The 24,588-nt window shown below is 41.4% G+C and carries 26 protein-coding genes; 6 read left to right on the top strand and 20 right to left on the bottom strand.

What is annotated here, in order from left to right; translation table 11 throughout:
• Positions 1–18: 18 nt before the first annotated feature.
• The 9 genes from HBH39_RS19050 to HBH39_RS19010 form a co-directional block, all read right to left on the bottom strand.
• Positions 19–1,236, bottom strand: a complete 1,218-nt coding sequence (locus tag HBH39_RS19050) for a hypothetical protein (protein WP_167680402.1) — start codon at positions 1,234–1,236, stop codon at positions 19–21.
• Positions 1,237–1,399: 163 nt separating this feature from the next.
• Complete coding sequence (locus tag HBH39_RS19045) at positions 1,400–2,626, bottom strand: hypothetical protein (RefSeq protein ID WP_167680401.1); 1,227 nt, start codon at positions 2,624–2,626, stop codon at positions 1,400–1,402.
• Positions 2,627–2,774: 148 nt separating this feature from the next.
• Positions 2,775–3,875: a hypothetical protein gene (locus HBH39_RS19040; protein WP_167680400.1), complete on the bottom strand. Its 1,101-nt coding sequence runs from the start codon at positions 3,873–3,875 to the stop codon at positions 2,775–2,777.
• A gap of 66 nt (positions 3,876–3,941) precedes the next feature.
• Positions 3,942–5,201 carry a hypothetical protein gene (locus HBH39_RS19035; RefSeq protein WP_167680399.1) on the bottom strand — a complete coding sequence of 420 codons (1,260 nt, stop codon included), beginning with the start codon at positions 5,199–5,201 and terminating at the stop codon, positions 3,942–3,944.
• 16 nt (positions 5,202–5,217) lie between these two features.
• Entirely contained in the window at positions 5,218–6,579 is a 1,362-nt protein-coding gene (locus tag HBH39_RS19030) for a hypothetical protein (protein ID WP_167680398.1), read from the bottom strand.
• A gap of 65 nt (positions 6,580–6,644) precedes the next feature.
• Positions 6,645–7,154 carry a hypothetical protein gene (locus HBH39_RS19025; protein ID WP_167680397.1) on the bottom strand — a complete coding sequence of 170 codons (510 nt, stop codon included), beginning with the start codon at positions 7,152–7,154 and terminating at the stop codon, positions 6,645–6,647.
• 37 nt (positions 7,155–7,191) lie between these two features.
• On the bottom strand, positions 7,192–8,457 hold the full coding sequence (locus HBH39_RS19020; protein WP_167680396.1) for a hypothetical protein: 1,266 nt from the start codon (positions 8,455–8,457) through the stop codon (positions 7,192–7,194).
• Between the two features lie 61 nt (positions 8,458–8,518).
• Complete coding sequence (locus tag HBH39_RS19015; protein ID WP_167680395.1) at positions 8,519–9,709, bottom strand: hypothetical protein; 1,191 nt, start codon at positions 9,707–9,709, stop codon at positions 8,519–8,521.
• A gap of 144 nt (positions 9,710–9,853) precedes the next feature.
• Complete coding sequence (locus HBH39_RS19010) at positions 9,854–10,645, bottom strand: hypothetical protein (RefSeq protein ID WP_167680394.1); 792 nt, start codon at positions 10,643–10,645, stop codon at positions 9,854–9,856.
• A gap of 310 nt (positions 10,646–10,955) precedes the next feature.
• Here HBH39_RS19010 and HBH39_RS19005 point away from each other — a divergent pair, with 310 nt between their 5' ends.
• From HBH39_RS19005 to HBH39_RS18995, 3 genes are all read left to right on the top strand, one after another.
• The gene (locus tag HBH39_RS19005) at positions 10,956–11,477 is read left to right on the top strand and encodes a hypothetical protein (RefSeq protein ID WP_167680393.1); all 522 of its coding nucleotides are present in this window, start codon (positions 10,956–10,958) and stop codon (positions 11,475–11,477) included.
• Positions 11,478–12,402: 925 nt separating this feature from the next.
• Complete coding sequence (locus HBH39_RS19000; protein WP_167680392.1) at positions 12,403–12,798, top strand: hypothetical protein; 396 nt, start codon at positions 12,403–12,405, stop codon at positions 12,796–12,798.
• Positions 12,799–12,805: 7 nt separating this feature from the next.
• Entirely contained in the window at positions 12,806–13,234 is a 429-nt protein-coding gene (locus tag HBH39_RS18995; RefSeq protein WP_167680391.1) for a hypothetical protein, read from the top strand.
• An 11-nt stretch (positions 13,235–13,245) separates the two neighbouring features.
• Here the strand turns inward: HBH39_RS18995 and HBH39_RS18990 are convergent, their stop codons facing one another.
• Both HBH39_RS18990 and HBH39_RS18985 read right to left on the bottom strand, forming a co-directional pair.
• A complete protein-coding gene (locus tag HBH39_RS18990; RefSeq protein ID WP_167680390.1) occupies positions 13,246–13,974 on the bottom strand; it encodes a hypothetical protein in 729 nt (242 codons plus the stop codon).
• Between the two features lie 105 nt (positions 13,975–14,079).
• Entirely contained in the window at positions 14,080–14,958 is an 879-nt protein-coding gene (locus HBH39_RS18985; RefSeq protein WP_244325824.1) for an endonuclease, read from the bottom strand.
• 99 nt (positions 14,959–15,057) lie between these two features.
• On the opposite strand from HBH39_RS18985, the gene HBH39_RS18980 reads away from it, so the two are divergent.
• Complete coding sequence (locus tag HBH39_RS18980) at positions 15,058–15,531, top strand: putative quorum-sensing-regulated virulence factor (protein ID WP_167680389.1); 474 nt, start codon at positions 15,058–15,060, stop codon at positions 15,529–15,531.
• Positions 15,532–15,581: 50 nt separating this feature from the next.
• Here the strand turns inward: HBH39_RS18980 and HBH39_RS18975 are convergent, their stop codons facing one another.
• The 5 genes from HBH39_RS18975 to HBH39_RS18955 form a co-directional block, all read right to left on the bottom strand.
• Complete coding sequence (locus tag HBH39_RS18975) at positions 15,582–16,004, bottom strand: MbeB family mobilization protein (protein ID WP_167680388.1); 423 nt, start codon at positions 16,002–16,004, stop codon at positions 15,582–15,584.
• Positions 16,005–16,095: 91 nt separating this feature from the next.
• Positions 16,096–16,308, bottom strand: coding sequence for a hypothetical protein (locus tag HBH39_RS18970; RefSeq protein ID WP_167680387.1), 213 nt, complete (start codon positions 16,306–16,308; stop codon positions 16,096–16,098).
• A 33-nt stretch (positions 16,309–16,341) separates the two neighbouring features.
• Complete coding sequence (locus tag HBH39_RS18965) at positions 16,342–16,560, bottom strand: DUF2375 family protein (RefSeq protein ID WP_167680386.1); 219 nt, start codon at positions 16,558–16,560, stop codon at positions 16,342–16,344.
• Complete coding sequence (locus HBH39_RS18960) at positions 16,554–17,018, bottom strand: hypothetical protein (RefSeq protein ID WP_167680385.1); 465 nt, start codon at positions 17,016–17,018, stop codon at positions 16,554–16,556. The genes HBH39_RS18965 and HBH39_RS18960 overlap by 7 nt, the downstream gene beginning before the upstream one ends.
• Positions 17,015–17,590: a hypothetical protein gene (locus HBH39_RS18955; protein WP_167680384.1), complete on the bottom strand. Its 576-nt coding sequence runs from the start codon at positions 17,588–17,590 to the stop codon at positions 17,015–17,017. The genes HBH39_RS18960 and HBH39_RS18955 overlap by 4 nt, the downstream gene beginning before the upstream one ends.
• A gap of 141 nt (positions 17,591–17,731) precedes the next feature.
• Here HBH39_RS18955 and HBH39_RS18950 point away from each other — a divergent pair, with 141 nt between their 5' ends.
• The gene (locus tag HBH39_RS18950; protein WP_167680383.1) at positions 17,732–18,697 is read left to right on the top strand and encodes a DNA replication terminus site-binding protein; all 966 of its coding nucleotides are present in this window, start codon (positions 17,732–17,734) and stop codon (positions 18,695–18,697) included.
• Positions 18,698–18,707: 10 nt separating this feature from the next.
• On the opposite strand, the gene HBH39_RS18945 is transcribed toward HBH39_RS18950, so the two are convergent.
• Positions 18,708–18,911: a hypothetical protein gene (locus HBH39_RS18945; protein WP_167680382.1), complete on the bottom strand. Its 204-nt coding sequence runs from the start codon at positions 18,909–18,911 to the stop codon at positions 18,708–18,710.
• 51 nt (positions 18,912–18,962) lie between these two features.
• Positions 18,963–19,430 carry a hypothetical protein gene (locus tag HBH39_RS18940; protein WP_167680381.1) on the bottom strand — a complete coding sequence of 156 codons (468 nt, stop codon included), beginning with the start codon at positions 19,428–19,430 and terminating at the stop codon, positions 18,963–18,965.
• Between the two features lie 77 nt (positions 19,431–19,507).
• On the opposite strand from HBH39_RS18940, the gene HBH39_RS18935 reads away from it, so the two are divergent.
• Entirely contained in the window at positions 19,508–21,415 is a 1,908-nt protein-coding gene (locus HBH39_RS18935; protein WP_167680380.1) for an HRDC domain-containing protein, read from the top strand.
• A 177-nt stretch (positions 21,416–21,592) separates the two neighbouring features.
• Here HBH39_RS18935 and HBH39_RS18930 read toward each other — a convergent pair whose 3' ends face one another.
• Entirely contained in the window at positions 21,593–23,806 is a 2,214-nt protein-coding gene (locus HBH39_RS18930; RefSeq protein WP_167680379.1) for a HipA domain-containing protein, read from the bottom strand.
• Positions 23,807–23,895: 89 nt separating this feature from the next.
• Complete coding sequence (locus HBH39_RS18925) at positions 23,896–24,546, bottom strand: hypothetical protein (RefSeq protein WP_167680378.1); 651 nt, start codon at positions 24,544–24,546, stop codon at positions 23,896–23,898.
• Positions 24,547–24,588 lie beyond the last annotated feature (42 nt).

Genomic DNA, 24,588 nt, shown 5'->3' with positions numbered 1-24,588 from the left:
AGTGCTCTAATGGTGTGACTACAAGCTGTTATCGTAACTCACTGTCAGTTCTTTATCGATGTTATCAGTATCCATTTTGTGTACATCAAGGATCATACTTTCAATGGAGTCACTTAATGCGACGCAAGCTAGCTTTTCGTTGTACTCATCTATCGCGGGTTGATAGTTTTGCGTCAGCATACACAATTTACTCGAATAATTATTCAGATAATCGCCAAATCGACTGCCATCATCTTTGATGTCATTCAGTGCAATCAATAGCTCCACTTTCTGAGTCTTATCAGTACAACTAGCAATCGTATAACCAAGGATCTCATCGACAATTCCCGTATAGTTTTTGTCTTTGTCAGCTAGGACAATCAATCTGTGTAAATGCCGCAGCCAATCCGTCCATTGTTTTGCGTCATCTGGACCTTCTTGGAGTGTTTTACAATATACCTCCGCTGCGTCCCATATGAACCTTGCACGTAATGACGAGAGAAGTTCTGAAAACTGGTTTAAATCAACGTTAGCGCCTTGCAGCACTTGGTTAAATAGCGTCTTTACAAACAAGACTTTCGTCGCGCTGTGACCTTCGGGATCATCTTTATTGAGCAGCACTGATTTGATTTGGTCCTGTGTCAGTTCACTTGGGACTTGTTCGTGTTCCATGACAGCTATCGCGCAAGGTATCATGGCTGATTGGCTGGTATGAAACCGACAATTGGGATTTGTCTCTATCGTGATGGGGCCATCGACTTCGCCTTCCTCGTCGATTTCGAGCATGATACTAATATTATATTTATCTAAGCTATCGTTTCTAGCTGTGATATGTACATTACCATTAAAATTGTTTTCAGTTGTCCTTAGATGCGTTAAAGCCACGTTATGCAAGCTGTGTTCACACGCATACCAATCGCAATAATGTTTTTTTATCAGATCCAATCCACCCCATTTTTCATAACTATCTATCACAGCTTGGTCTTGAAATAGTTTCACTAGCGCGTCTTTTTCAATCTGATCGGTTGAAGAGAATCTATCTATGACCGTAGAAGGGTTATTTGCAATCGACTCCTGCGTGTATTGATGAAAGGCGTTTTTTATGAATTCTGGGTACTCTTTGAGTTTGTTTTTTCTGTATGTATCGACTATTTGAGTGAGGGCGACTATCCAATCTTGATAGATGATGCGCTCTTTACGTATGACATCAATGGTCGCAGTTGCTATCTGTGGGTAATAATCATGTTTTTTACGCATCAGTCATTTACCTTTCACCAGAATTGATAAGCCCGTCATCTGTGGGTTGTTGATATACTTAGACCGTTAACTCGCAGTCTCGTTATTGTAGATTAGCAAATTCACACACCACTTACAACAAAACAGGTACATGAAAAGTATATTGATATTTCGTGTTTAATGACTAGATAGCGTTGATTATTGTCGTTGCCTGGTCATTATTTTTGTTCAACTCAATGTCATCAACCGGAATAGATAGCTTTTCTAACGCTTGCGCTATGTTATCGCTTAGCTGTAATGATTGTTGTAACTCGTCCATTTCGGATTTATTGTGCTTGATTACCCTTTGCGTGACAGTGAATAAGCCTTCCTCTATTGGCACATTCAATTGACTATTCACCGCGCTAAGAAACGTTAAAAACTCAACTTCGCTTTCAGCTTGTTTGCTCGCAGCTCTATCTAAGAGCACGCAATCGATACTCTTTACCAAGGGATTGTGTGAATCCTTCGGGTGTTTATAGCTGAAAAATGTATTTACGGCCTTAAAAAGTGCAGCATTATCTCGTAATTCGGTGGATACATTAATGAGTTGTGTTATTGCTTCCACTTGCACTTGTGATAATTGTCTTGCTAACCGACATACCTTTGTTTGCGCTTCGTCATCTAACGTACCATCGTTTTTGTATGCTTCTAATAAATTCACAAAAAACGTCAATTGCAGAGAATTATTCTTATAAAAACTCAGTTCACCCAGCTCTGTGAAAGTGCTGATTGATTCATCATTTGACAGATATAATAAAGACTCAAGCGGTACTGCACAGTGCAAATCACTCTTTTCCAACATGACTTGAGTTTGCAATTTCTTCTTATTTAAAAGCAAAAGCGGTGATGATTGAGCATCACTTTTTATACTGATATAGCTGCCGTTGCCCTGTCCATCTAATAGCACTTCCACTTCAAACCGTTCTTTTTTACCGAGTTGAAGATGTATTCTGATCCGGCCACTGTTATCGTTATCGTTATTGGCATATATCAAAGTACGATGGCTATTCATATTAATAGACGTTGCTTTTTCAAGGACAGTGGTACGGTATGCCCACTTCGCTAGGAATACTTCTTTATTCAATTGATTAGGCTCAATTCCCATCTGCTGTATCGCATCGATTACCTCATCAGGCATTTTATTAAAATAATGGGCAGCACAGAAAATGGCCCTATCAACCGTACCAACCTCCCCGATCACCCAATCGAAATAATCATTGATGCATTGCGGGTATTCTTGTCTAGCACGCATCGCAATCTTTGCCATAACGCCCTGCAATTGATCACCAAATCGCTTTGCGCCATCGCGCATCTCGTTAGATGCTGCCACCGCTTTTTTCGTTAACTCATCTAGATTGATAGCTGGCATGCTTGGTACCTCTTATGCTGAACTTACAATGAATTGTGCAACGATAGATATTGCTCATCTTCGCGCTCGTGTGGTTTATCATTTGAGTGTGTCATGCTGGGCGCACTGTTCATTTCGGCTAGTGCTTTCTCAATGTCAGTTGATAAATTTATGGCTTGCTCGATATTATTGGATATTTCCAATGCCATCCTTCTTTCATGCAGTGCTTGAAAGTGGTTTCTAACTCATCTAGAAATTGAAAATACTCAGATCCAGTTAATTTATCCAAATGAAAATCAATGAAACTTAACGAGTTAAGATGATACACATCGTCATAGCAGACTTTATCCATAAACGTATTCAGTGCGAGAATTCGAGGAAGAATGTTATTCTTATCGACATGCTGGTTACTGCCAATCCGTGTCAGATCACTGGCCACACTTTCAACGTTAATTGAGTGTATATCTATATCGTTATAAAACTTAGAAATGGCCTCGTGTGAGTTTTCGTCAATTGTGTCACCGTTTAAAAAAGTATCGTTAATATTCTTAAGCAATAATATTGTTGCTAACGTTAAGTTTTGCCTGTGGTCCAAATCGACAGTTTTGTCATACACAGCAGCTGCGGTATCACTTTGTCTTTTAAAATGGTTTTCGAAAAATTGCGGTTTTTGATATAGCTCTTCAATCAGCAGGTAAAATATTGGCTGCATGATGCCTTTCGCTGCGAGCGGAATTTCCACTTCAATTGGTACAAACGCACCGGGATTATTTTTGATCATGACTTGGTTGGTGTTACCCTCATTTTCGTGAAAATTCACTTCGAAGATCAGCGCCCCTTCTTCTGGGTTTTTAAAGTTAACGTAATAAGTGTCTTGGAAATGAAATGACTGTCTGCAGAGACTGGCTTCATAGTTTATGTCGCCAGTTGCTGCTTGCCTTAAGATCCACCATCCACGAAAGGATTCTAATTCAGAAAAATCAGTAAACTCTTTGAGAGTATCTTTTACCGCCTTGGGCATGTCTGAAAATTGATCGTTATTTTCATCAAAAACTGAAGCGTAAACTGAAGCGTAGTTCATGGGATTGACCGATAACGCTTTTTGCTCAAAATATTCACTGATAGCATCTGGGTAACGGTTAAATGCCTGTTGTGCTCCCTGCTTAATGGCGGGGGATATTTCTTCGCACAAGGCTCGGTATTGCGCTTTTAGTGTATTGAAATCGGCTAAGGTTTTGTCCAATAGCTCACTTAAAGTTACTTTAACCATGTCATCTCCTAAATCTTACCAATGAGTCATTAATAAACGTCATGCCTGGTACCTCTTATGCTGAACTTACAACGAATTGTGCAACGATAGAGATTGCTCATCATCGCGCTCGTGAGCTTTATCATTTGAGTGCGTCATGCTGGACGCACTGTTCATTTCGGCTAGTGCTTTCTCTATGTCAGTTGATAAGTTTATGGCTTGCTCGATATTATTGGATATTTCCAATGCCATCCTTCTTTCAAGCCGTTCATCTGCGGTCTGATTCAGTAGTGTGCCATATGTCCCGTGATTTTTGACGCAGTGGTTGAAAGTGGCTTCTAACTCATCTAGAAATTGAAAATACTCAGATCCAGTTAATTTATCTAAATGAATATCAATGAAATTAAACGAGTTATGATGATACATATTGTCATCGCAGACTTTATCCATAAACGTATTCAGTGCGTGTATACGAGAGAGAATGTCATCCTTATCGACATGCTGGTTACTGCCAAACCGAGTCAGCTCACTGGCCAAACGTTCAACGCGCATTGAGTGTATATCGTTATAAAACTCAGAAATGGCCTCGTGTGAGTTTTCGTCAATTGTGTCACCGGTTAAAAAAGTATCGTTAATATGCTTAAGTAATAATATTTTTGCTAACGATAACTTTTGCCTGTGGTCCAAATCGACTGTTCTGTCATACACTGCAGAAGCGGTATCACTTTCTCTTTTAAAATGGTTTTCGAAAAATTGCGGTTTTCGATATAGCTCATCAATCAGCTTGTAAAATATTGGCTGCATGATGCCTTTCGTTGCGAGCGGTATTTCTACTTCAATAGGTACAAACGCACCGCGTTCATTTTTGATGATGACTTGGTTGGTGTTACCCTCGTTTTCGTGAAAATTCACTTCGAAAATCAGTCCCACTTCTTCCGGGTTTTTAAAGCCAATGACATAAGTGTCTTGGAAATGAAAAGAGGTATTGCTGAGACAGGCTTCATAGGCTATGTCGCAAGTTGCTGCTTGCCTTAAGACACACCATTCATGAAATAATTGGTATTCAGAAAAATCAGTAAACTCTTTGAGAGTCTTTTTTAGCGCCTTGGGCATGTCTGATAAGTGATCGTTATCTATAGTCACAACATCGCGTATGGGGTGATCGACCGATAACGCTTTTTGCTCAAAATATTCACTGATAGCATCTGGGTAACGGTTGAATGCCTGTTGTGCTCCATGCTTAATGGCGGGGGATATTTCTTCGCACAAGGCTCGGTATTGCGCTTTTAGTGTATTGAAATCGGCTAAGGTTTTGTCCAATAGCTCATTTAAAGTTACTTTAACCATGGCTTATCCATCCCTCTTAATCGTATTGGCCAAACAGCTGGTGGATTTCTTCGTTGGTGTATTGCCCGTAAGGATCGGGTTGATTGGGTATGAACGGGTCATACTCGCTCAGCAATTGCAGGTAGTCATTAATACTGTCCTCATTTAATTGAATAAAATCAGTCAACTCTCCCACAAACTGAGTTTCCTCAATCCCATTACTCTTGAGGTGATTTCTAAAGATCTGTACTTGTGCGTAATAGTCAATGTTTGAATATTTCGTTGTCGCGATAGCATTATGAGTTTGCTGATAATAGGCTCGAATTCTAAGTGCAATCGACAACATCAGCGCCAACCAACGCGGCGGTCCTTCGTAACAACTAATAATTTTAAAATTTTCTTTGAAGATATGCATAACATTGCCAACGAACTCTTGATTTGAAAGCGCATGCATCTGTTTATCATCAAAAAAATGCAGTGCAAAAGGATTCGTTTTTTGAATGTAAGTGGTGCCAATTTTAATGTTATTGATGTAATCCGTTATTCGCGCCGTATCGGGATGAAAAGGATTTAGGATTAACATTCTAAGGCAGGCATGTATCTCATATTGCGCGATGATCTCTTTTATCACCGTTTGGTGATAACGATGCGCATTGAAAGGCAATTCACCTTGTATCACTTTAAATAGATCGAAGTCTGGATAATAAAATAACTCATTTTTTTCACTGCATAGCGTGTCGTGTGGAGCGTCGAGGTCGCGATTCATTTTTTTAAAAAATACGGTACTTCGTTTATATAGATCGTATCTGAGATTGAGCGAATCAACCGAAAAAGAGGCAGTATCTGAATGGTAATCAATAGCGCCTTTGATTGTTAAGTTGTCTTTGCAATTTATAGAGAAACGGAGGTTAATCACGTTTTGTTTAAGATTGTTTATTTCCTTAAGTTCGATGCTGCTTTTGCTATTAATGTTATGAAGTAACAGCCATGTATCCAGACAGGTTTTGCAATGGCAGGTAGCGTTCTTTTCCTTTTCCGACATTCCTTTTCTTGCCTTTTTGCCATTAGGTAAGGTAGTTATTTCCGTATCACAGAATGTCATACCTTGTTCTGCATGCATCGACTCCATTGCCCTATGTATCATTTGCAGTCCAAATTTCGAGCGTTGAGAATCTATATCAAAGAGTTTGATATAGTGATGCTTCAATAAGTAATGACCGTATTTTAAGTCAAGGCTTTTGCGCTTTTGTTCTAAAATCTGCATCAATATATGTTTTCTAAATTGGTAGTGACGCAAATCGAAGATCCTTTCCAGACGTCCATTAGCTTCAAACACATCTTCGAGACTGTTTGAGCTTTCGAACTGATACATAATTGCGATGTCGTTATCTATCAACATGGCTAAACCCTCAATTCAGTCTTAAAGCGCATTTCTGATTTGTTTTGAAAAACCAGCTGCTACTGCTAATAAATCTTCCTTGTACATTCCTGACTTTTGTTATATTTATTTTCGAAACCAGCAATAACGCCATCACCACCATCAAAGCGGATAGCAAACACGTTTGTACTTTTGATAAAGGCATATTGAACATTGGCAAATTCCGCAAACAAACTCATGTGGTAAAGATTGGCTTTATTGCCATTGATAGTAATGATGGGTTTGTCAGTGCGATCTAAGTGAATGCGCACCCCGTCAATATCACAAGATATGAGCTTCCTTTTGCCTTTGATGGTTTTAACATTAAATTTTGGAAGTGGTAGAAAGGTGGAATCGGCATCTACAGAAAAATAACTTTCTATTATTTTTGCATTTTCTTCTGACTCAAATTCGGGAATCCAATCACGCCTTGGCACACGTATCATACATTGACAACTCGCTGCATAGGTATATTCACCGATACTGAAGGGTGAACGCAAATACAACCGTATATCTTTTGGATCGCAAAAAGGATCAATGTTGATTGTTTCTATCATAAGCGCACCTCTAGCTATTTAATTTAACATACTCAATTTATAGAGAATTTATTAAAGCATTTGATATCTCATCGTTTACCTTTTCACTGGCACCTAACTCTTTAAATTCCGACTCTATGCATTCGGTTATCGATTGGCTTAAATTAAGGCACTGTTCATAGTCAATTAGTGCTATTCGGCCCTCTCTTAATTGCCTCTTTACTATGCTGCTGTTGATATATTTCCCTGGTAGGCTTTCCTCGTCGATGGCGTTCACTAAACGATTTAAATGAAGCAAATATTCCATATAGTTTTTGTTCTGTTCATCCAATAACGGTATGCAGCAGATGGAACGCAAGATAGGCAGCTTTGTTTTGCTCATTGCATCTTCATCAAGTGTTGGGCTGAGCGTATCCATGGGATTGCCCGTCATGAAAAGCGCAACGTTTTGATAGTATTGCTGGGGTGTGAGCGAAGTCAGGTCGTCTAAGAAATGATAAACAAACGGTTGAGGCGCTTTGGTATATTTATCGAATACTTGATCTAAACATTGTCTATCCGGTTGTGTTGGGTTTAGCATTAGCGCTCGCGCACTCATGCATATTTCAATTGACCCCTTGAGCCTCATTAGCGCAGCATCGGCGCTATACGCAGGACATTCTGAATCCAAAACCTCCGGCAGTATGCCAAACTCGCCTTCATTAAATTGACTAATGCTTTGGCATTGTTGTTCAGTGAATTGAAACCCGAAAATAGATTGTACTTTCTCCGCATTATATGAAATATGCATTTTTGAAGCGTCGAGTTCATAGTCATCATCTGAGAGACTTATGTGAGCCTGCGTGTTAAGGTTTGGCGTCTTGATGTCTAATACAAAATTGATTTTGCTCCATGAGTGGGTGTTGATGTTAGCGATTGAGATCGCTTCACTGTGATCCGCTATATGATGAAGAAACAGGCATTTATTGAGATCATGTCTGCGATAGTCATGCATAACGCATTTGCTTGCCGCTTTGATGTCACACTGTTCAGTTAATCGTGTAATGTCTTCAGCGGTGAGTTCAAAAAGCCCCTTATTGTAACGAGCCTGAATTTCCTGAAGAAACTGCGCGTTTTCCATGTAGGGTTTTAAGTAGTCATTGCCGTCTTGTTGAAAGTGATGCGTAAATTCTTTTAGCATCACCGGCATTTGAATTTGTGTCAATTCGTCTATTCTGGCTTGCATTCTGTCAGTCACGGCCTGTGCAGCGTGTTCAATATCGGCATAACGCACTGCTTTTCCTGCGGCGGTAACGAGCGATTCAAGGTCATTGTATAAGTGCATATCATTCAGTCCTAAAGCGCATTGATGACAGCCAGTTGTGGCGTGTCCTTTTCAGCTTGAGTCAGTTGTACCGCGTTGTTTGATGCCAACATCGCATTAATGTTGTGGCTGATAGCGCAACTTTGCGCCACAAATTGTATTTGCTCAAAATGCTGGTGTAGCGCGTTCTTGATTGCCCCCCTTGATGATTGAACACATCGACATTGATGGCCTGTATCAGTGCGTGCAAAGCAATGGGATTATCCATTGCTCGGTTAGCGGTTAAGGCTTGCTTGCAGAAGGCTTCTTTGACCTTGGCATTTTTTCGATATTGCTGCCCATCGGGGTGATCTTGTATCGGCGCATCGACGTTAGCCAAAAACATTGCGTCTATCGTGCGGTCAAGTTTGCTGAAATACTCAATCCATTTGTCAACGTCATCGCCTTGGCCTTTTTTAAAATAAGACTCATCGATATTGTTAACTTTGTGCTGGGTAGACTCACCTGCGAGATAATCTGCTATCAGTGCAGAACAGGGAAAGAAATCTTGCGCATTATCCTGATAACTGGCATCGAGATACGCATTTATCAACAGCATCATGGCCGAGTCTGCGGGACAAGCTTCTAGTTGGTCCAGAGGGCTAGCGTGGTTAAATTCGGCCTGCAAAGCGTTTGATTGGATGGACAGTTTGCTGGTTGCATCGTTAAAGATCTCAAGGCACATCGCATCAAAGGTAAGGCTTGGCTCGTTTTTAATGGGTTCTATCAGCCAGTTGATATGTACACAATCATTACCAAAAGACACGACAGTACAGCCATCATCGAGTGCGACCTTCCCATCAGTGCAACATAGTTCACTGGCAAAGGCGGCTATCCCGCCCTGCCAATCGAATTTCAGCGTGAAATGATAGCCTTGCTCACCATGCAATGTAAATTGCTGCAAGTCGAGTGACACTTGTGACATGTCAATGTGCTCTAGAGCGTGTGCCAATGCCGCTTGTTTGTAATCTTGAAATGAGAGGTGTTTTGGCAACTCAGAATTGTAAAATTTATTGGGTTCTAGGTACTTAGCAAGTTGATTTTGCTCGTTGAGCGAGTGGATTAGCGCTTGCGCTTGTTCAGTTGTGCAAAACGCATTCTTTGCTAAAATGTGGCGAGCCAATGTTTGAATGTGAAATGACAGTTGGTACAAAAATCCGGCAGTTTGACCGATTTTTTCATCGACTATTAAGGCGGCATTGTTGCAGATCTGATTGAAAGTTTGCTCGCTCATTGCTATCTCCACTTTTCAAGTATACGTTAAGTATATTGCAAAGCGGAGAAAATAACCAGAATAGAAAAAAAAGGCACTGTCAGTAGGACGTCATTTGGCGAGGTCTAATGCCTCGCCAGTAAAGCGATGATGTTAACGTGTTTGTCAACAGCCGAGTATTGTATATGGCGAAGCGATTATCTGTTTGATAATGGATGCCACTTTATTTTCAAAACCTTCGACTTCGTGCTTGAGTTGGATTTTTAGGATTTCCTCTAATCTCACTTCTTCTTTTAATGCAGCGATGTATTTTGCCCAAGTGCCATGACTTTTGATGATGCTGTTATATTCTTGGGACGCAATGGTTTCATCGCTGTCATCAAAATCCATAACGTCATCTTCCCAATCATCCAAATCATCCAAAACGTGATTGGATCTTTTTCTATTTCGACCTCTAGGCAACATGGTGCGACCTTTGGAACACCTGCCTACGATGTCGTGAGCGTCTACGCCTTGCGCTTCAAGCTCAAGCACTCTGTTTGCGGCTCTTAGTCGTGTATAGCATTCATCCAGCTTATGACTCACATTTTTCAGTTGATGTCCATATGCCTGCGTGCCGGTTCTCGAATGATAACTGTCACAATATAGCTGCCCTTGATAGATAAAGAAAAAGGCATCTTCTTGATCTCGACCGTAATGCATATTGAGGCTTCTTGCGCTGTCTGCACTGTGACCCAATATTTTGTTGATCCGCATTTCGCTATTGAGAAATGACACTAACGAAAAACGTGCGACAGGGATGATATCTGGGGAGTCGTCAAAGCAATAATGTTCATCGACCAGCAAGTCACAAAAATCGAGTCGAGGAATTTGATCCAATATGGCACCAGTTAATTTTTTGCCAGCTAATTTGACGCTTACGACGGAGAGTGCAACCTGTTTTTTTTCTATTTCCATGACGTTCCCTACACGAACGGTTGAGTTGAAGCGGATTGCATAACGCTGGCCGCTTTATGTTGAGCGCGATACACAAAGTTACCATAATTCAGGGCGCGTCGCGGGTCAATGCGAACTGGAATTCCTTTCACATTAAAACAAGTGAGGGCATCGATGATAGCGGTCCTGTTGCGATTTTCTTTTGTTGTAGAAGTGCTTAAAGGCATATTGAAAAAAATGACTGTTGAAATTTCATACAATAGTGCTAGATTTAATAGAACTGCGTTATTTATTAATCATATAATAAGTTTATACGTTTTGACGGAGTGTTATGAGTGTTGACGGAACAGCCATTGCGTTAAGGCGCTTTCGAATTCTAACCTATTTAGATGCCCGTATAGAAAAAGGTTGGACGGACAAAAATATTACACCATTGCTCAAGCAGCTGCCTGCTGAATTTGAGCTGGAAAGCCATGTGAATTGGCGTACCGTTTGTCGTTGGCGGCAAGCTTTTCTGGACGGAAACAGTCACATTTCTGCGTTGGTACCCGCGCCCGGCAAAGGGCGTCACACGACACGCACCACTAACGATTCCGCGTTATTGGAGCCGACGATTAAAATCATGCTCAGGCAATCAAACCCCAATGTGGCGGCATTTTATCGCGATTATCTGGTTGAGGTAGAGGCATTTAACGAGCTGGCCTGTACACAGGAAGACAGGATAGAGCAGGTATCTTACCGCACCTTCAGTGCCAGGTATGCCAAAATGAAAGCTGAGCATGATGCCAAGATGAAGCGTATCGAATCCTTTAAACCCCGCAATCGACTCGATTTAAAAGAAGCGTACACCTAATCTGACATCCCAATCACCAACGGGAAGGTAACCCATGTCCTTCCCTGACTTTGCACACACTCATCACCCCAATATCAAGCCATCACCACACACTTATCCCCCAACCGTAAGACAACATTCCCAGCAAGGGTATCACCAACAGCATGGTGGCTGCAGGCGCACTTCTTCGACTCATGCCGTTGTTGTGGCTGACGCTTTTTTCTTTTTGCTTTTGGCTTCATTGTTTCGAATTCACCTTGTTGTAGTGCTCACCCGCCTGCGCGATCTTCTTTTAAAATAACGCTTCTGCTTTTAATCGTCGGTTTTCATTAAAAGCAGACAGGGTGTGAATGGGATTGTTTACAGTAACCCTAGCGTTGAATTTAAGCCCAAGGTGATATGAAAACGGATTCAACTTAACCTCGTTTCCATTTAAACCAATGAATTTAAGCTCAGGTCAATTTACGCGAGTTTCAATTTAACCAGGTTATATTTTTCACCCTGTTTCTATTAACGAGATACCTATTACTCAATTAAATTTACAGCTAGACACGCTTTTTAAAAGCAACAGCGTTATTTTTAAGAGCAACAGCGTTATTTTAAAAGCGAAACCTCCCCTTTTTCTCGTTTCCCTTCCCAATAGGTCCATATTCGCGCCCAAGAGCACAGCCGTCATGATGCAATTGAAGTCGGGAAGAAAAAGCAGTTAAAAGCGTCAGCAACGAAGAGATCAGCGTGTCGGTTACCTCTGAACGGGTTCGGTCATCTCGTTGGGAATGTTGTCTTACGGGTTGGGGTAAGGTCGAGTGTTGGGGTTGGCTTTGGGTGGATATATTATTTGGGAATGTTGTCTTACATTTTGATATACAACACACGTTTTATGTGTTTTAATTAGGTTAATCACTTCATCGACAAGGACTGCTATTTATCGAATAAGGGGTTAACCATGTTCCAGTTATATCGCAATCGCAGCCTTGAAATGGGGCAAACCGTCAAAGTCTATCGTAACCTCAATAACCAGATGTTCAGCATCGTTGCGACCTCGGGTACCTTCAAAAATAAAGTCGTGGCTCATGCACAGTCCGTCCTGCTTTCACAAGTGGTATTTAAAATCTCGCAATCCGGTAAACGCCGCGCTGTGCTTGAAAAAACTCGCAATGTTCACGCATGGGCTGTGGGTACCCTCGAAACGATTGACCCCGCCAAAACCCAATATCGCAATCTCTCCCCCATCAGCTATAACCCTTTTACCTCGGACAGCTTTTACTACAAAGATAATCTGTTACCATTGCATCACACTGACGCACTTTTACTGGATAACGGCAAAGCCTTTGCCGCGTAGAATATATATGAATTCTGACAACACATATCGCATGATTGACGACATCCGCTTCATCGGGCCGGTTCTGGGCTTGCCCTACTATGATTTCGTGATTGGACTGTATGATGTGAAAAAGGAAACTGGCGTGGCGTACAACTCTGACGATTGCGAACTTTTATCTATTGCGCTTGATAACCTTCACTCGCCTTGCGTCATGACACTCAGCCACCAGCCTGCACCCCCAACGTCAGATACACGACGATTACTCAACGAAATCAATGTTGACTACTATCGTGCGGCCATTGGTTTGATTTATATCGATCCCAATGCTGACGTTCAGTTGCAATACCTACCAACGCCCGACAGCATGCTCAGCAAAAAAGAGAAGGTTGTCAGTGAAGATCCTTTTGTTCTACTAGATATGCTGAAAGACAGGGAAATTGATTTAGAGGATTGACCCGCCAATCCTCATTTTTTGACCTGCATTTTTACCACACCCGCATTAAAAGCCTGCTCGATTGGTTGCGGATCACCTTTGGCGCTATCCAACATCTGCTGATATTGACCATAGAGCATGTGTGAATACATCGGCGCGAGATCATCCACCTCATAAGTCCCGTTGACTATCATTTGCCGCTCAACGTTATGCCAATACCCAAACCCTATTCCCAACATCGTGGCGGCTTCTTTAAATTGCCCATTCTCTACTAAAATCTGCGACAAGTGCGGCGCAGCGGCATTATTGCCTAGCAAATAACTATCCTGATACAAACACGCTGACAATTGCTCATCGTGCGGCAATCCATGTTCACCGTTTTTAAAATATCGCGCCATTAACGCTATCGCGCTGACATCCAGCAATTTTGCCTTGGTCATTACCTTGCGACCCACCGCATCTATCCCTTCTACTTGCTCAAACTCACGTAGCTGACTCACCCCCGACTTCTCATTGCAAATTGCAAGCTCGGCAGCATTAACATTCTGATCCAGCACGCCACTCAACAAGATCACCAAAGACACTGTTGCTATGTTCACATTCTTCACCGTACTACTCCTTATTGGTTCTTTTTTGATTAAATGTGCAAACATTTTACCTTTGTTGTTGCCCGGATTCCCTGTTGCTGGTGAATTGACAAAAGGCATTGAGTGCCAAACGGATTCTGTACCAGCGACTTGCGCGTAGATGATAGTGCGCATTGGCCTGCTCATCATTGGCCAATGCTTGCTGCACCGCATCCCATCTGTGCTTCAGTTCTTTGATTAGGAAAGACATATTGAAAGCCTCCAACGTATTGAGTACGTTTACCACAACTTTGCTGCTAGGCATCGTTGTCTGACGATTTCATTCATGTTTCCCTGTATTTTTGAGATCTCTTTCGCTACACGACACTCATTCGCTTGCACTGGATATTGTTTATCCCACGCGGTCATCAGTTGGCGCTGCTGTTGACTCATCTGGAATTTCGGGTAAACCGCATCCATATAAAAGTAGGTTCTCGCAATCAAGCCTCGCGCTCGCTCAGGTGGCTGGGCTTTTCGGTTCTCAATTCGAAAATCACAACGACCAAAACTGGATTTTGCCGCTGGCAGCATCGCAAAGTTATAATTGCTTCTGGCCGCATTTACTGCACCCCAACTCGGCTGCAAATTATACATATCTGCCGCCATCAAACGGTATTCCACGTTCATTTTTTCTGCACAATTGCGACCTTTAAAGGCTTTACCCTTATTATCAATGCAATTGGGATGTCCATTTCGCCATTCAGGGAACGCTTGCCCTAAGTTGAAGGCTGGCAAAATGTGTTCAAATTCCACTTTTTTGCGATGCCCATACACGCTGGGTACCATACCCTCCGGTAAATCGATATTTTTTTTCTGATCGAATTTGGCACCACAATAAACAGTATAAGGATGCTGTGCATTGATTTTCATCAGCATCTTTTTGGCTTTGTTAAATGAGTCATTGGTCGTGTTACCGTCACCTTTGACTTCGCCCTTATTGAACTGAGCGGCGCTGGCATTACCGTTAGCCACAGCCAATTTTGCATCCACACTCATTTTGGTGAATACATCCTTCGCCTTATCAAACATCGTATCAATATTAGTCGCACCTGCAAAAGCAGCATTTGTCAGCATTAAGCCTGCACATGCCACCCCTCTTAGTATTATCTGCTTGTTCATTTTATTGCACCTATTTGGTATCTGATAAGTATATTTTATATTGACAATAACAGGCTTTAAGCCTATTATCAAGTATCAATTAAACGTTTCGAGGTAGTTATGACACATTTCAATCACATCCCCGTTGCTTCATACGTGTGCAGTAAAGCCATTCGTGATATCGGCAGTTACAAATTGATGTGCTACACGACAAAACCACAAATAAACGGTAAACGTGTCATGCCCGATGCCAGATCGCTTCAATTTTTGTCTTACGACAAAGCCGCCTCGCACCAAATGGCAGTTGGTAGCCTTACCAAAATGGGGTTATCTACCAGAACCGATGCCATTCATATTTATGACAATCATGTGTTCAACGCTGAAACCATAACCATGCCATTTGGGAAATATAAAGGGCTATTGCTGGATGAAATTTACACCAAAGACCCCAATTACATCGCTTGGCTGGCAAATACGGTAAAACCCACTTCTTATATTAATCGCCTTATTCAAATGCAGTGTGCTTTGTGGGCAACCGTTACACATTCAGATCCCATTGTCGAATTTAAACACGCTCAGCTATCCGTTGTTTGAATGCAAAAAAAAGCCACCAACATTGACGTTAAGTGGCTATTTGTTAATTTCTATTTCACCGGGATCTGAATGATTCGCTCATCAACTTCGTCAGTGGGCATTTCTATATCTAACGATTGTGACCGTAAGCTTTCCAATATCTTATTTTGTTGATCAATTTCAACTAAGTTATTTGCTATCAGTTGGCCCTGATACCATAAGACGCCCAGCATCGATGCTAGAATGATTAATATTGTTAAGAACAAGTGCAACCATGTTTTGAACACTGCTTTCCGCATGAGCAGCGCTTGAGAGCGTAATATCTGCGTTGTTCCGTGGATATCTGCGCTGATTATGCTCTCCGAGTCTTTTAATTCCCTCTTCAAGTTCTCTGTGTGCTCGTTGAATACGCTGCTCAGTTCCTTCCTCGTACTCTCTTGCAGCTCTTTCGATTGTTTCTCTAGTTGTGCTGTCAAATCTGAAATTTTGCTCATAAATAGAACCTCTTAAACGTATATTTACGGTCACTATGGGTTACATTCTAGGCGAACAACTTGTTGCTAGATTCATTAGCAAAATAACAGATTAAAAATGCTCGTTCTCACTCGATGGCTCAAAGGTAGTGCTGTTGATGTATTCAGCACGCTCAAAACTGACAAACTTTTGCGCCTCAATTGATTCGATTTCGGTTTGCACGACTTCATCACTGCAATTTAGGGCAAACTCAACATCTAAACTCACGGGATTACCATCAGGCTCTACATCTCTTAAGGTGATATCTTCACTAATTTCTATCATAGCGTCGCTCCTTAGTTTCTAAAATTAATCAACCTATTTAGTAGCATCTTCACGACGCTGGCCAAGCGCATTAATCACTTCTACTTCGCCTTTTAATACTGCGATGATGGTTTTACCGTCACGAAATGTTGGCGAAAATATTGGTCTACCGACGTCTGATACCGCTTGTTCGATCAGGACAGCGCTTTTTAATGTGAAAGGGTCATCTTCTGCATAGAACAAAACCGTTACCGTCATCGTTTGATTTAACATACTGATTTAATCCCCATTAGATCGTCTTTACTCAATCCATTTTCAAGCAATAAATCGACTAAATGTTGCTTCTTTTTTAAATAGAGAAGCGTCACTGGGCAGATCCCGTTTTGATTATCAGTCACCACTTTTCGCCAACTTGGATGATGCTTGATAACCAGATTAACGACCTGCTCATTGAGCACTAATTTGGTATAACATAATCGCGCTAATAATTGCACCAACGCATCTGCGCTATAATGCGATTCGCACCATGCTAAGATTTCTTTTATGGTGCCATCATCATGTTGAAACCAGTCCAGTAGATTAACGATTTCAGTTTCATCGCACTCTTGGAGTGAACCGAACTCGCACAGTTCAAGCGCACCATCAAACTCTTCACAGTCAGATCCACGCTCATCATTCGGTAACTTTTCGCTTAACGCGAATAGCATAGCTTCGATTGTATCTTCCATCATTTGAACCCGTATGTTGATCTAAATTTACGTTGCTGACCCAGCTGGCAGCGCTCAATCATTCGGTTATAGGCACTTTGTACTCCGGCCATATTCACCACATCTTTAGCAACAAATTCATTATCATCATGAATCGTCAGCGCTAATGCTTTGTCATTTGTTAAATACACATTTGAGACAAATTCATCGATATACTTTGTCGTAGTATTGATCACACCGTACATTGCAGACCAAGGACGCCGACTTTGGACAATTCGCCCTTCTATACTGTTCTGCCCCGACTCTCCAAACATCAATCGCGCCGTTAACTTCTCATCAGTTAAACGCTGAATGTCTGAGAAAAGGGCAATATTGGTTACCCTACAACCTGGGCCTACGACATCGTTACTGGCCACCAGCGCCACGTTGTAACCATTAATTAATTCGGTGTACGCCCAATATTCGTTTTCGGCTGGCAAATAGGTGACATTCCAATTATCAAATACCTCTAACTCTGTGCGATTGGGCATAGCGTCAACTGTCGCAGCGGTACCCAATAGCAAAATGGAATAACTTAAGGCCTTGAATATTTTCATCGTGTTCACCCATGTCGATATCGTTACATTATAGCTTACAACTTACTTATCATGTATACAACAAGTATATTTAATGATAGCATGTTTTCAATTAATTTCTAGATGATTTAAGCTGTAAGCGGGTCAATTAGGGTCTTTATTATGAAATTATCTACTTTTAAATCTGAATGTGATTATGTCCAAGCCATTGAAAATGCTATCAACGCGCTAAATGTAACGATTAAAACACTCAATGCGCATCTTGATACGCTCTGCATTAAGTCGTGTCGTCTTTATAAAGTCGAAGAGCAGCGGTTGGACAAGACGCTTAATGACAAGCCGTTTGACGGTTCGTGTGAAATTGAATGCTGCGTGATCAGTGACGACTTTGTGGCCTTTACTGAATCTAAAAAAGCTTTCAAGGATTTTTATAATCATTCTGGGACAACCTCAAAAAATACCTTTCGTGCTGCGGGTTACATCCAGATCGCTCCTGCGGATAATAGTGCTGACAGTATTGAAACCCTCATTCAACTCGTTGATGACATTAATGCACAGAAAAAATCGTTAGCAACACTCTTTAAAGCCAATGTAGTGCGGGTAGATGACGAGAATTACCGATTTGACAGAGAAGATTTTTTTATCGCTAACTTCCCGCATCTCATTAAATTGCAGGTCACACGCAAATTGCGTCTTATGTCTGATAGCACAATCCGTTATATAGATTTTCACTGGTCATCTAAAATGCTCTCTGACAAAGTAACACCGCAGGATATGATCGACAAAATAAAGCGGATGCTTCATCAAATTGGGCGTGCGTCTGAATTATCTTCTTCGGCAGAGCTTAAAGCGCAGGCATTGAAGATCACATCTCAATATCTAGAGAGTTTGCCTTCAGATACTGAATTAAGGCTGAGAAGACCTATTCCCCCTCAGCCAGCGGTCAATGTTCTTCGTATTGGTAACAAAAAGTTTAACTTTACCTGTCCTATCCCGTTCATTTTGATCAGCGACCATACTGATGTCTCTGGTTTACAAAATTATCAACCTCAGCAACGACCCAGCAGAACTAAAGGTCGATATGAGTGCGTCGATGCTGCACTCAATATCTATCGCCTGGTTAAATAGGGATCAATAGTTAAAGTTTACTGCGCAGTTCGTAGACAGCAGTTTGAGTTTCACTGGCTCTTTTGTTCAGGCTATCTATCCTTTTGCTTAGCGCCACATTCGCTAAACCCAATGCCTTTTCTATAATCATCAATTTTCGATGCTCATCGTCAATGGATTGATTGATAGCACTGAGTCTTTCATCGATACCAAATGAATCATTGAGTTTTATCATCTCGCCCCCCTTAAAGTTACTTTAACCCTCATTGCATTTCGCCTAGCTTCGCTAGAATTCTTGACTGGTATGTAAACTTAAATCATCTGCAGGATTGATCCGTTGGGTTTGAGAGGGTTGGCAGGCGGGTTTTGTGGCCACTGTTGATTCTACCTGCCCACATGCATTGAGCAGGGCCAATTTCTCTTCTAACGAATATGTTCTACTGCTATCTAGATTGTTCGTAGCTTGTGTCACTGGCATTGAATTTTGGGCTTCTACTGGGTTCACAGCAGGTGAATCACCCGTCGTAAACACGGACTCATCGAATGACAAGTCTTGCGCTAATAACAATTCCATTTCTGTCACAGCATCATTAATTAATGATAGCGTAGCAATCGATTTGCTGCTCTTTTGAATGCATTCCAACTTGTAATGCGCCATAAGTGCATCAAGATTGCGCTGAATGTCGTTTAGTTTCGTGACACGCTTATGCTGTGCTAACCACAGCTTTAATAACTCTGCATGGTCAAGCTTCATGGTGATTACCTGATGATTTTTTACACACGATGTAATATACTCTATTACAACATGATAAGTAAAGTTGAGATAAGATTATGGCCAGTCATCCGAGCTTAAAATACCTGTTAAAAAAGGCCTTTAATATCTGTACGATTAACAATACCCAGCAGCGAGTGCTATCTGGTGTTGCTGAGCATGGAAAATATCTCATTTCGGGTGCGAGATACGATTCGATAGATGAAGTTGTTTTCGCACAGCTTATCGCTCTTGGTAAACAGTCTATTGTCATTTCTAATTCCATCGATGACATGATGCGCATTTGTCAGCAATTGAGCACCGTTAATGTGTTTGCCAATTATATTCATGGACAGCTCAGTGATGTGGAAGTTGAGCAGCGTATTGAAGGCTTTAAAGCGTGTGACATTAGCATTCTGTTTATTACACCCGATCAGGCCATTAAAGGGCATACTTTATCTTCTGCCATCGATTTGGATCATAGCGTTACTGTAGTGATTTTGAATGCAGAAAAGTTTGCTGCCGATCATCTACATCATTCACCCATTTATGATGAGCTACATTGCCATATTGCCGCCATCGAGCTTGAATTATCAACCCAGCGCAAGCAGTCGTTTGAATGCCCAAAAGTCTATGTCGGCTATACGCTCTCCAAACACCAAATCATCGACATCATTCAGCAACATAGACTGCACAATGCACAATATTCGGTCCTCGATTATGCCTTTGGCCATTTGGTATTAGAATCGATTTGCGTTAAGAACGTGAATGCGATGCTGCGTGAATGCGCTCATATTTGCACACGAGGCACAAAGGCAATCGTGGTTGTTAATGACAAAAGGACTGGCGAAACATTTTTTAACGAACTGAGTAAGCATGCCAATACCCTATCTGTACTGGGTAACACATCGAATAAAGAGGGCGCAATGCTGATTGCAAAATTTGCAAAAATGAAATCAGGCATTTTAGTCACTAATCGTTATTCGCATATTTCTGACTCTCAAGCGGAAACAGTGGTGTTGGCACAATTCCCTTTGTCAGCATCCCATCTTTGCTCAATCCTTGGCGCAGGTAGCAATCAAACCGGCTCAATTAAATCTGCGTACATACTGTACCGCGAGAATGTGTCATTTAACCATGCCATCTATGAACTTAACTGTAAGTTCCCGACCAGCAAGGATTATCAGACGGTCATTGATTGCATCATTGAGGCGAAGCTTACCCAGTTCGATAAAGGCTTTATTTTTAGTGCATCAAAGCAAACACACATCCCTGCACAAAGCATATTTCGGATCATGGATAAGCTATCCACATTGTCGTTTTTGAAAAAGACGGTGTTCTTTGATAAAGGTTTTCAGTCGAAATTTGACGTCGTAAACTTGCAGCGCACATTACCCAAATCAATCAACTGGATAAATGAATCCGTCAACAAGCAATTGGCCGATCTTCAATCTATTCTGCAGACGCATGGGTGTAAAACACAAGCGCTCAATACGTTATTAGGGGCATCGGATCAGGTGTCATGTGGGAAATGCAGTGTGTGTCATCAATCAACGGGAAATGAACGCTGGAATAATCGCGTCAATCGCTCCACAGCCAACGACGCACAAGAAGATAGGCAAAAGAACAACATCTCAAATCAACTTAGCCACCAGCTGTACCGTAACCCATATTCCGCGCTCTCTTCTGATATCACGGAAGATTACGACAGAGAAATAGCAGGTACATTCACGCGACATAAGCAATCTTCGGTCGATCTTAATCTGAACGACCCGATTGAAACGCAATTATGTATTTTGCGCAAAACGGTTGCTAAACGACTCAATATCCCTGAGTTATCCGTGTTCAATGACACCACGTTAAAGTTAATCTCGGATTTGAAGCCTCAAAACATCCACCAGCTGAATGCGATTGAGGGCTTTTACGGATCTCAGCGTGCTGCGGTTTTCGGTAAAGAAATTATCAACATTATTAGGGTGGTAAAATAGTGTGTACGCAGGTGAACTACTCGCAACTAAAGCAGCGAACTTCCAAGGTAACAGCCTTAGCAGCTAACTTTTCTTTAAAGTGAGTGCTGATTCTGAGTGTTACTTAATCAATACTCACCCTATACGTATCAAACGATAACGGGCCGTTGATATTTGATATTTGATATTTGGATTTTATCAAAATGCCTGATACTTAAATGGCACTACTTTTTCTGTTAGCGCTTCTTTCTGTTGTTGTCTCACAAGCGCCTCATGATTCATGTCGGGTAACAGCTTGTAATCTTCTAGATCTGTATGTGCTATCTGCTTGTATTCTGCACCAACATCCACCCATTGACCCGTTTTTAAGCTTGGCGCATATTTAACAACATTCGATAACACGGTTTCGATACAAATATTCATTGCATGACGTAACGGTCTTATCTCTGCAACCTCTGGATAGAGTCTTCTGCAATTTTTGGCAAACGTGAATAAATCCCAGCAAAGCGTTTCGAGGCGCTTTTTTGATTCGGCTTCGGTGATCTCAAGCATATCCATTCCATAACGAATAAGATCTGTCGTTTCAGGATAAAATGTATTGTTAATACTCAGTGCTTGTTTTTGGTGTTCATAACCGGGCATGACTGTTGATACCACCACATCATAAAATGGTGCGACACATGCCGTTTCATTTTCTCTTACTTGACCAAAACGTTCATCTTTTAAAAATGAGATATTTTTAAGGTGTAAGTCTGTGTTAGCTAATATCACACTGCTGACCACCAACTTATATGCATCACTCTTCGCCTGCGCTTTATTGGCTGGGAACATATCGATGCATTTAAATATCATTTCGGAGGGTTTGCCATACTTCTCATCATTAGTAAAATCGTGCAAAGATAGCATGTCGATTGCACGCAATTTCTTGCTCTTATCATGCGAGATATCAAATCGCTCTGATACGAGCCCATATGACGTTATGCTTCCCTGCCGTATCTCTGCAATTTGAAACTTAGAGACACTGCTGGCGCCGGTATGCTCTACCGCCTTTAAGCCAAACCATTCACCCATCACAAAGTTTTGCTGATCGATACCTGGTACTTTTAAAATGTGCGTAAACGGTTTATTCAGCGCCACCGTTAACTGCATTCTCTCACCCGATGAATCAAGGTTCATTGGCACTTTCATTTGGACCCCTGAGATTTTGGGCATCCCTTCACTCATTGCTAATCCGCACATGTTATATGTAAAGCGGTCTTCGAAATCAGGTATACCTACCACCTCGCCATGAAACACCTCTCCATCGGTCAAAAAGTGCGTGTGGTAATCAAAAAAGCCTAATGGTTTGGATTGTTCAATGATCTGGATGTTGGATAGGAATCGTGAGGATTTACTAAAGAAAGCACCGTAATTGTTATTATCTAACTTGTGGATTTCAGGCAACAGTCCTGCAATCGTATTGGGCAAGACATGGCCGATGCTGCCGTTTTCCAGTGGTACAACCCAATGATCACCGCTTGCAGCCCACTTGGTACCATCGATGTTATACAGCTTTAATTTTTTGTCATTAAAGTGATAGACATCGAAGATTTGTTTGGCGCTTTTGGCCTCATGCTTAAAGTTCATGCGCTTGAGAGCATGATAAATACCGGTGTCACTCTGATTCATTAAAATGTTATTAAGACGATCTTTTAATTGTTCTGTCTGACTGTTTGAACACATTGGATAAACTGTCTCAGCCAATTTATCTCTGAACAGCGATGCACCGCTTAATGTCGTTAGGTCAACGTCGTGATCACTTAAAAAAGCGATTAAGTCAATGTCATTAAGAGAGCGAGGATCGTTCTTATCCCACCTCACAATATCAGTCAGGGTCCGTTCGAATGTCGTATATTTAATTTTAAACTCATCAAAACGGTCACGCATTAACTGCTCTTCTTGCGGATTGTGTTGCACCCCCACCAGCATGTTAATATTATCGTCACACATCTTTGCGGATACGATTTCACTCTCTTTTAATTGGTTTTGTAGCCTGATACGCTCTATCTTAATACTGACATCGGCATCAAACTGCGGGTAATCGTCTAGAATTTTTGAACCAATAGCCGACTTGCGACCATTTGTTACACCATCTATGAAAATTGTGGTATCGTCAGAGGCAGTTTTAAAATAGGCGCTAGCGGCCACTAATGTACTGTTGGGATTGAGATAAGTGACGATCCAAGGCGCATAGTGACGCACGCTTTGCTCTAAACGTTTTATGTTTTTAGCTAATTCAACACTTGTGGCTGAGCCTGACAGCTCATTATCAAAATAGATACCTGACTGGTATCGGATGATATCGCCCTTGTCGCACTTACGTTTGGCACTGAATTTATCGATGTTTATGCCAACAAAATATATCCCCAACATGTGACACCACCATTTTACTTATCTAGTACACGATAAGTACATTATGACTGAACAATAAAAAAGTAACAAGTCTCCTTGTTACCTTTTTTTTATTTTATGAAATCTGGGAGCTGTATATCCACTTCTGGATAACGTGCTACAGATATGTTCGGCAATACACCTGTTTCATCCATCGTCACTTTATCGCGTCTAAACATCGTTGCTCTATTCGCAATTTGTCCGTCTTCAATCACTGTGTAGAGAATGACGCTTAGATGATTCATCTCTGGCAATTGCCACAATCTATCTAAAAGATGAGGATGCTCCCCTATTGAGGCAACAAACCCATTGATTTTCAATTCACCTGCAGAATTGACATGACCACGCTCCACAGCATCTGTCCAAGCGCCAGGCACTTCCTTTAGATAACCTGTCCATTTTTCTTTCAAAAAATGGCCTAATTCCTTTTTCATTTTTGTCACGTTCAACACAGAACGCTCTGGCAACTCTTCAAGAGAACATAAAGACTCACTTCGCTCGACATCTAGCTCTATGCTCACTGCATGGATTTCCATGCCTTTTAATACTGCCTTCTTAAATGCATGAGCCATTGATGTCGTTGATGTAGTGAATCCATGGTAAAGTGTCACACCCAGTTTCGGATATTGGATGCCTTTTGGTGCCAAAACATCTTCTAGGATGTAGGATTTTTCAAGGTCCAACTTTGGTGTTACTAGCGTACCCGTTAAAATTAATTCCATATTTCACCACTTCTCTTTTGCTGGCATTTGCCTTTAAAACGC

This window comes from Shewanella aestuarii (assembly GCF_011765625.1).
Classification (GTDB): domain Bacteria; phylum Pseudomonadota; class Gammaproteobacteria; order Enterobacterales; family Shewanellaceae; genus Shewanella; species Shewanella aestuarii_A.
This window is presented reverse-complemented; position numbering and strand designations above follow the sequence as displayed.

Bases quoted from the DNA above. Each gene is read 5' to 3' on its own strand.
- HBH39_RS19050 (WP_167680402.1), bottom strand. From the start codon at position 1,236: ATGCGTAAAAAACATGATTATTACCCACAGATAGCAACTGCGACCATT.
- HBH39_RS19045 (WP_167680401.1), bottom strand. From the start codon at position 2,626: ATGCCAGCTATCAATCTAGATGAGTTAACGAAAAAAGCGGTGGCAGCA.
- HBH39_RS19040 (WP_167680400.1), bottom strand. From the start codon at position 3,875: ATGGTTAAAGTAACTTTAAGTGAGCTATTGGACAAAACCTTAGCCGAT.
- HBH39_RS19035 (WP_167680399.1), bottom strand. From the start codon at position 5,201: ATGGTTAAAGTAACTTTAAATGAGCTATTGGACAAAACCTTAGCCGAT.
- HBH39_RS19030 (WP_167680398.1), bottom strand. From the start codon at position 6,579: ATGTTGATAGATAACGACATCGCAATTATGTATCAGTTCGAAAGCTCA.
- HBH39_RS19025 (WP_167680397.1), bottom strand. From the start codon at position 7,154: ATGATAGAAACAATCAACATTGATCCTTTTTGCGATCCAAAAGATATA.
- HBH39_RS19020 (WP_167680396.1), bottom strand. From the start codon at position 8,457: ATGCACTTATACAATGACCTTGAATCGCTCGTTACCGCCGCAGGAAAA.
- HBH39_RS19015 (WP_167680395.1), bottom strand. From the start codon at position 9,709: ATGAGCGAGCAAACTTTCAATCAGATCTGCAACAATGCCGCCTTAATA.
- HBH39_RS19010 (WP_167680394.1), bottom strand. From the start codon at position 10,645: ATGGAAATAGAAAAAAAACAGGTTGCACTCTCCGTCGTAAGCGTCAAA.
- HBH39_RS19005 (WP_167680393.1), top strand. From the start codon at position 10,956: ATGAGTGTTGACGGAACAGCCATTGCGTTAAGGCGCTTTCGAATTCTA.
- HBH39_RS19000 (WP_167680392.1), top strand. From the start codon at position 12,403: ATGTTCCAGTTATATCGCAATCGCAGCCTTGAAATGGGGCAAACCGTC.
- HBH39_RS18995 (WP_167680391.1), top strand. From the start codon at position 12,806: ATGAATTCTGACAACACATATCGCATGATTGACGACATCCGCTTCATC.
- HBH39_RS18990 (WP_167680390.1), bottom strand. From the start codon at position 13,974: ATGCGCACTATCATCTACGCGCAAGTCGCTGGTACAGAATCCGTTTGG.
- HBH39_RS18985 (WP_244325824.1), bottom strand. From the start codon at position 14,958: ATGAACAAGCAGATAATACTAAGAGGGGTGGCATGTGCAGGCTTAATG.
- HBH39_RS18980 (WP_167680389.1), top strand. From the start codon at position 15,058: ATGACACATTTCAATCACATCCCCGTTGCTTCATACGTGTGCAGTAAA.
- HBH39_RS18975 (WP_167680388.1), bottom strand. From the start codon at position 16,004: ATGAGCAAAATTTCAGATTTGACAGCACAACTAGAGAAACAATCGAAA.
- HBH39_RS18970 (WP_167680387.1), bottom strand. From the start codon at position 16,308: ATGATAGAAATTAGTGAAGATATCACCTTAAGAGATGTAGAGCCTGAT.
- HBH39_RS18965 (WP_167680386.1), bottom strand. From the start codon at position 16,560: ATGTTAAATCAAACGATGACGGTAACGGTTTTGTTCTATGCAGAAGAT.
- HBH39_RS18960 (WP_167680385.1), bottom strand. From the start codon at position 17,018: ATGATGGAAGATACAATCGAAGCTATGCTATTCGCGTTAAGCGAAAAG.
- HBH39_RS18955 (WP_167680384.1), bottom strand. From the start codon at position 17,590: ATGAAAATATTCAAGGCCTTAAGTTATTCCATTTTGCTATTGGGTACC.
- HBH39_RS18950 (WP_167680383.1), top strand. From the start codon at position 17,732: ATGAAATTATCTACTTTTAAATCTGAATGTGATTATGTCCAAGCCATT.
- HBH39_RS18945 (WP_167680382.1), bottom strand. From the start codon at position 18,911: ATGATAAAACTCAATGATTCATTTGGTATCGATGAAAGACTCAGTGCT.
- HBH39_RS18940 (WP_167680381.1), bottom strand. From the start codon at position 19,430: ATGAAGCTTGACCATGCAGAGTTATTAAAGCTGTGGTTAGCACAGCAT.
- HBH39_RS18935 (WP_167680380.1), top strand. From the start codon at position 19,508: ATGGCCAGTCATCCGAGCTTAAAATACCTGTTAAAAAAGGCCTTTAAT.
- HBH39_RS18930 (WP_167680379.1), bottom strand. From the start codon at position 23,806: ATGTTGGGGATATATTTTGTTGGCATAAACATCGATAAATTCAGTGCC.
- HBH39_RS18925 (WP_167680378.1), bottom strand. From the start codon at position 24,546: ATGGAATTAATTTTAACGGGTACGCTAGTAACACCAAAGTTGGACCTT.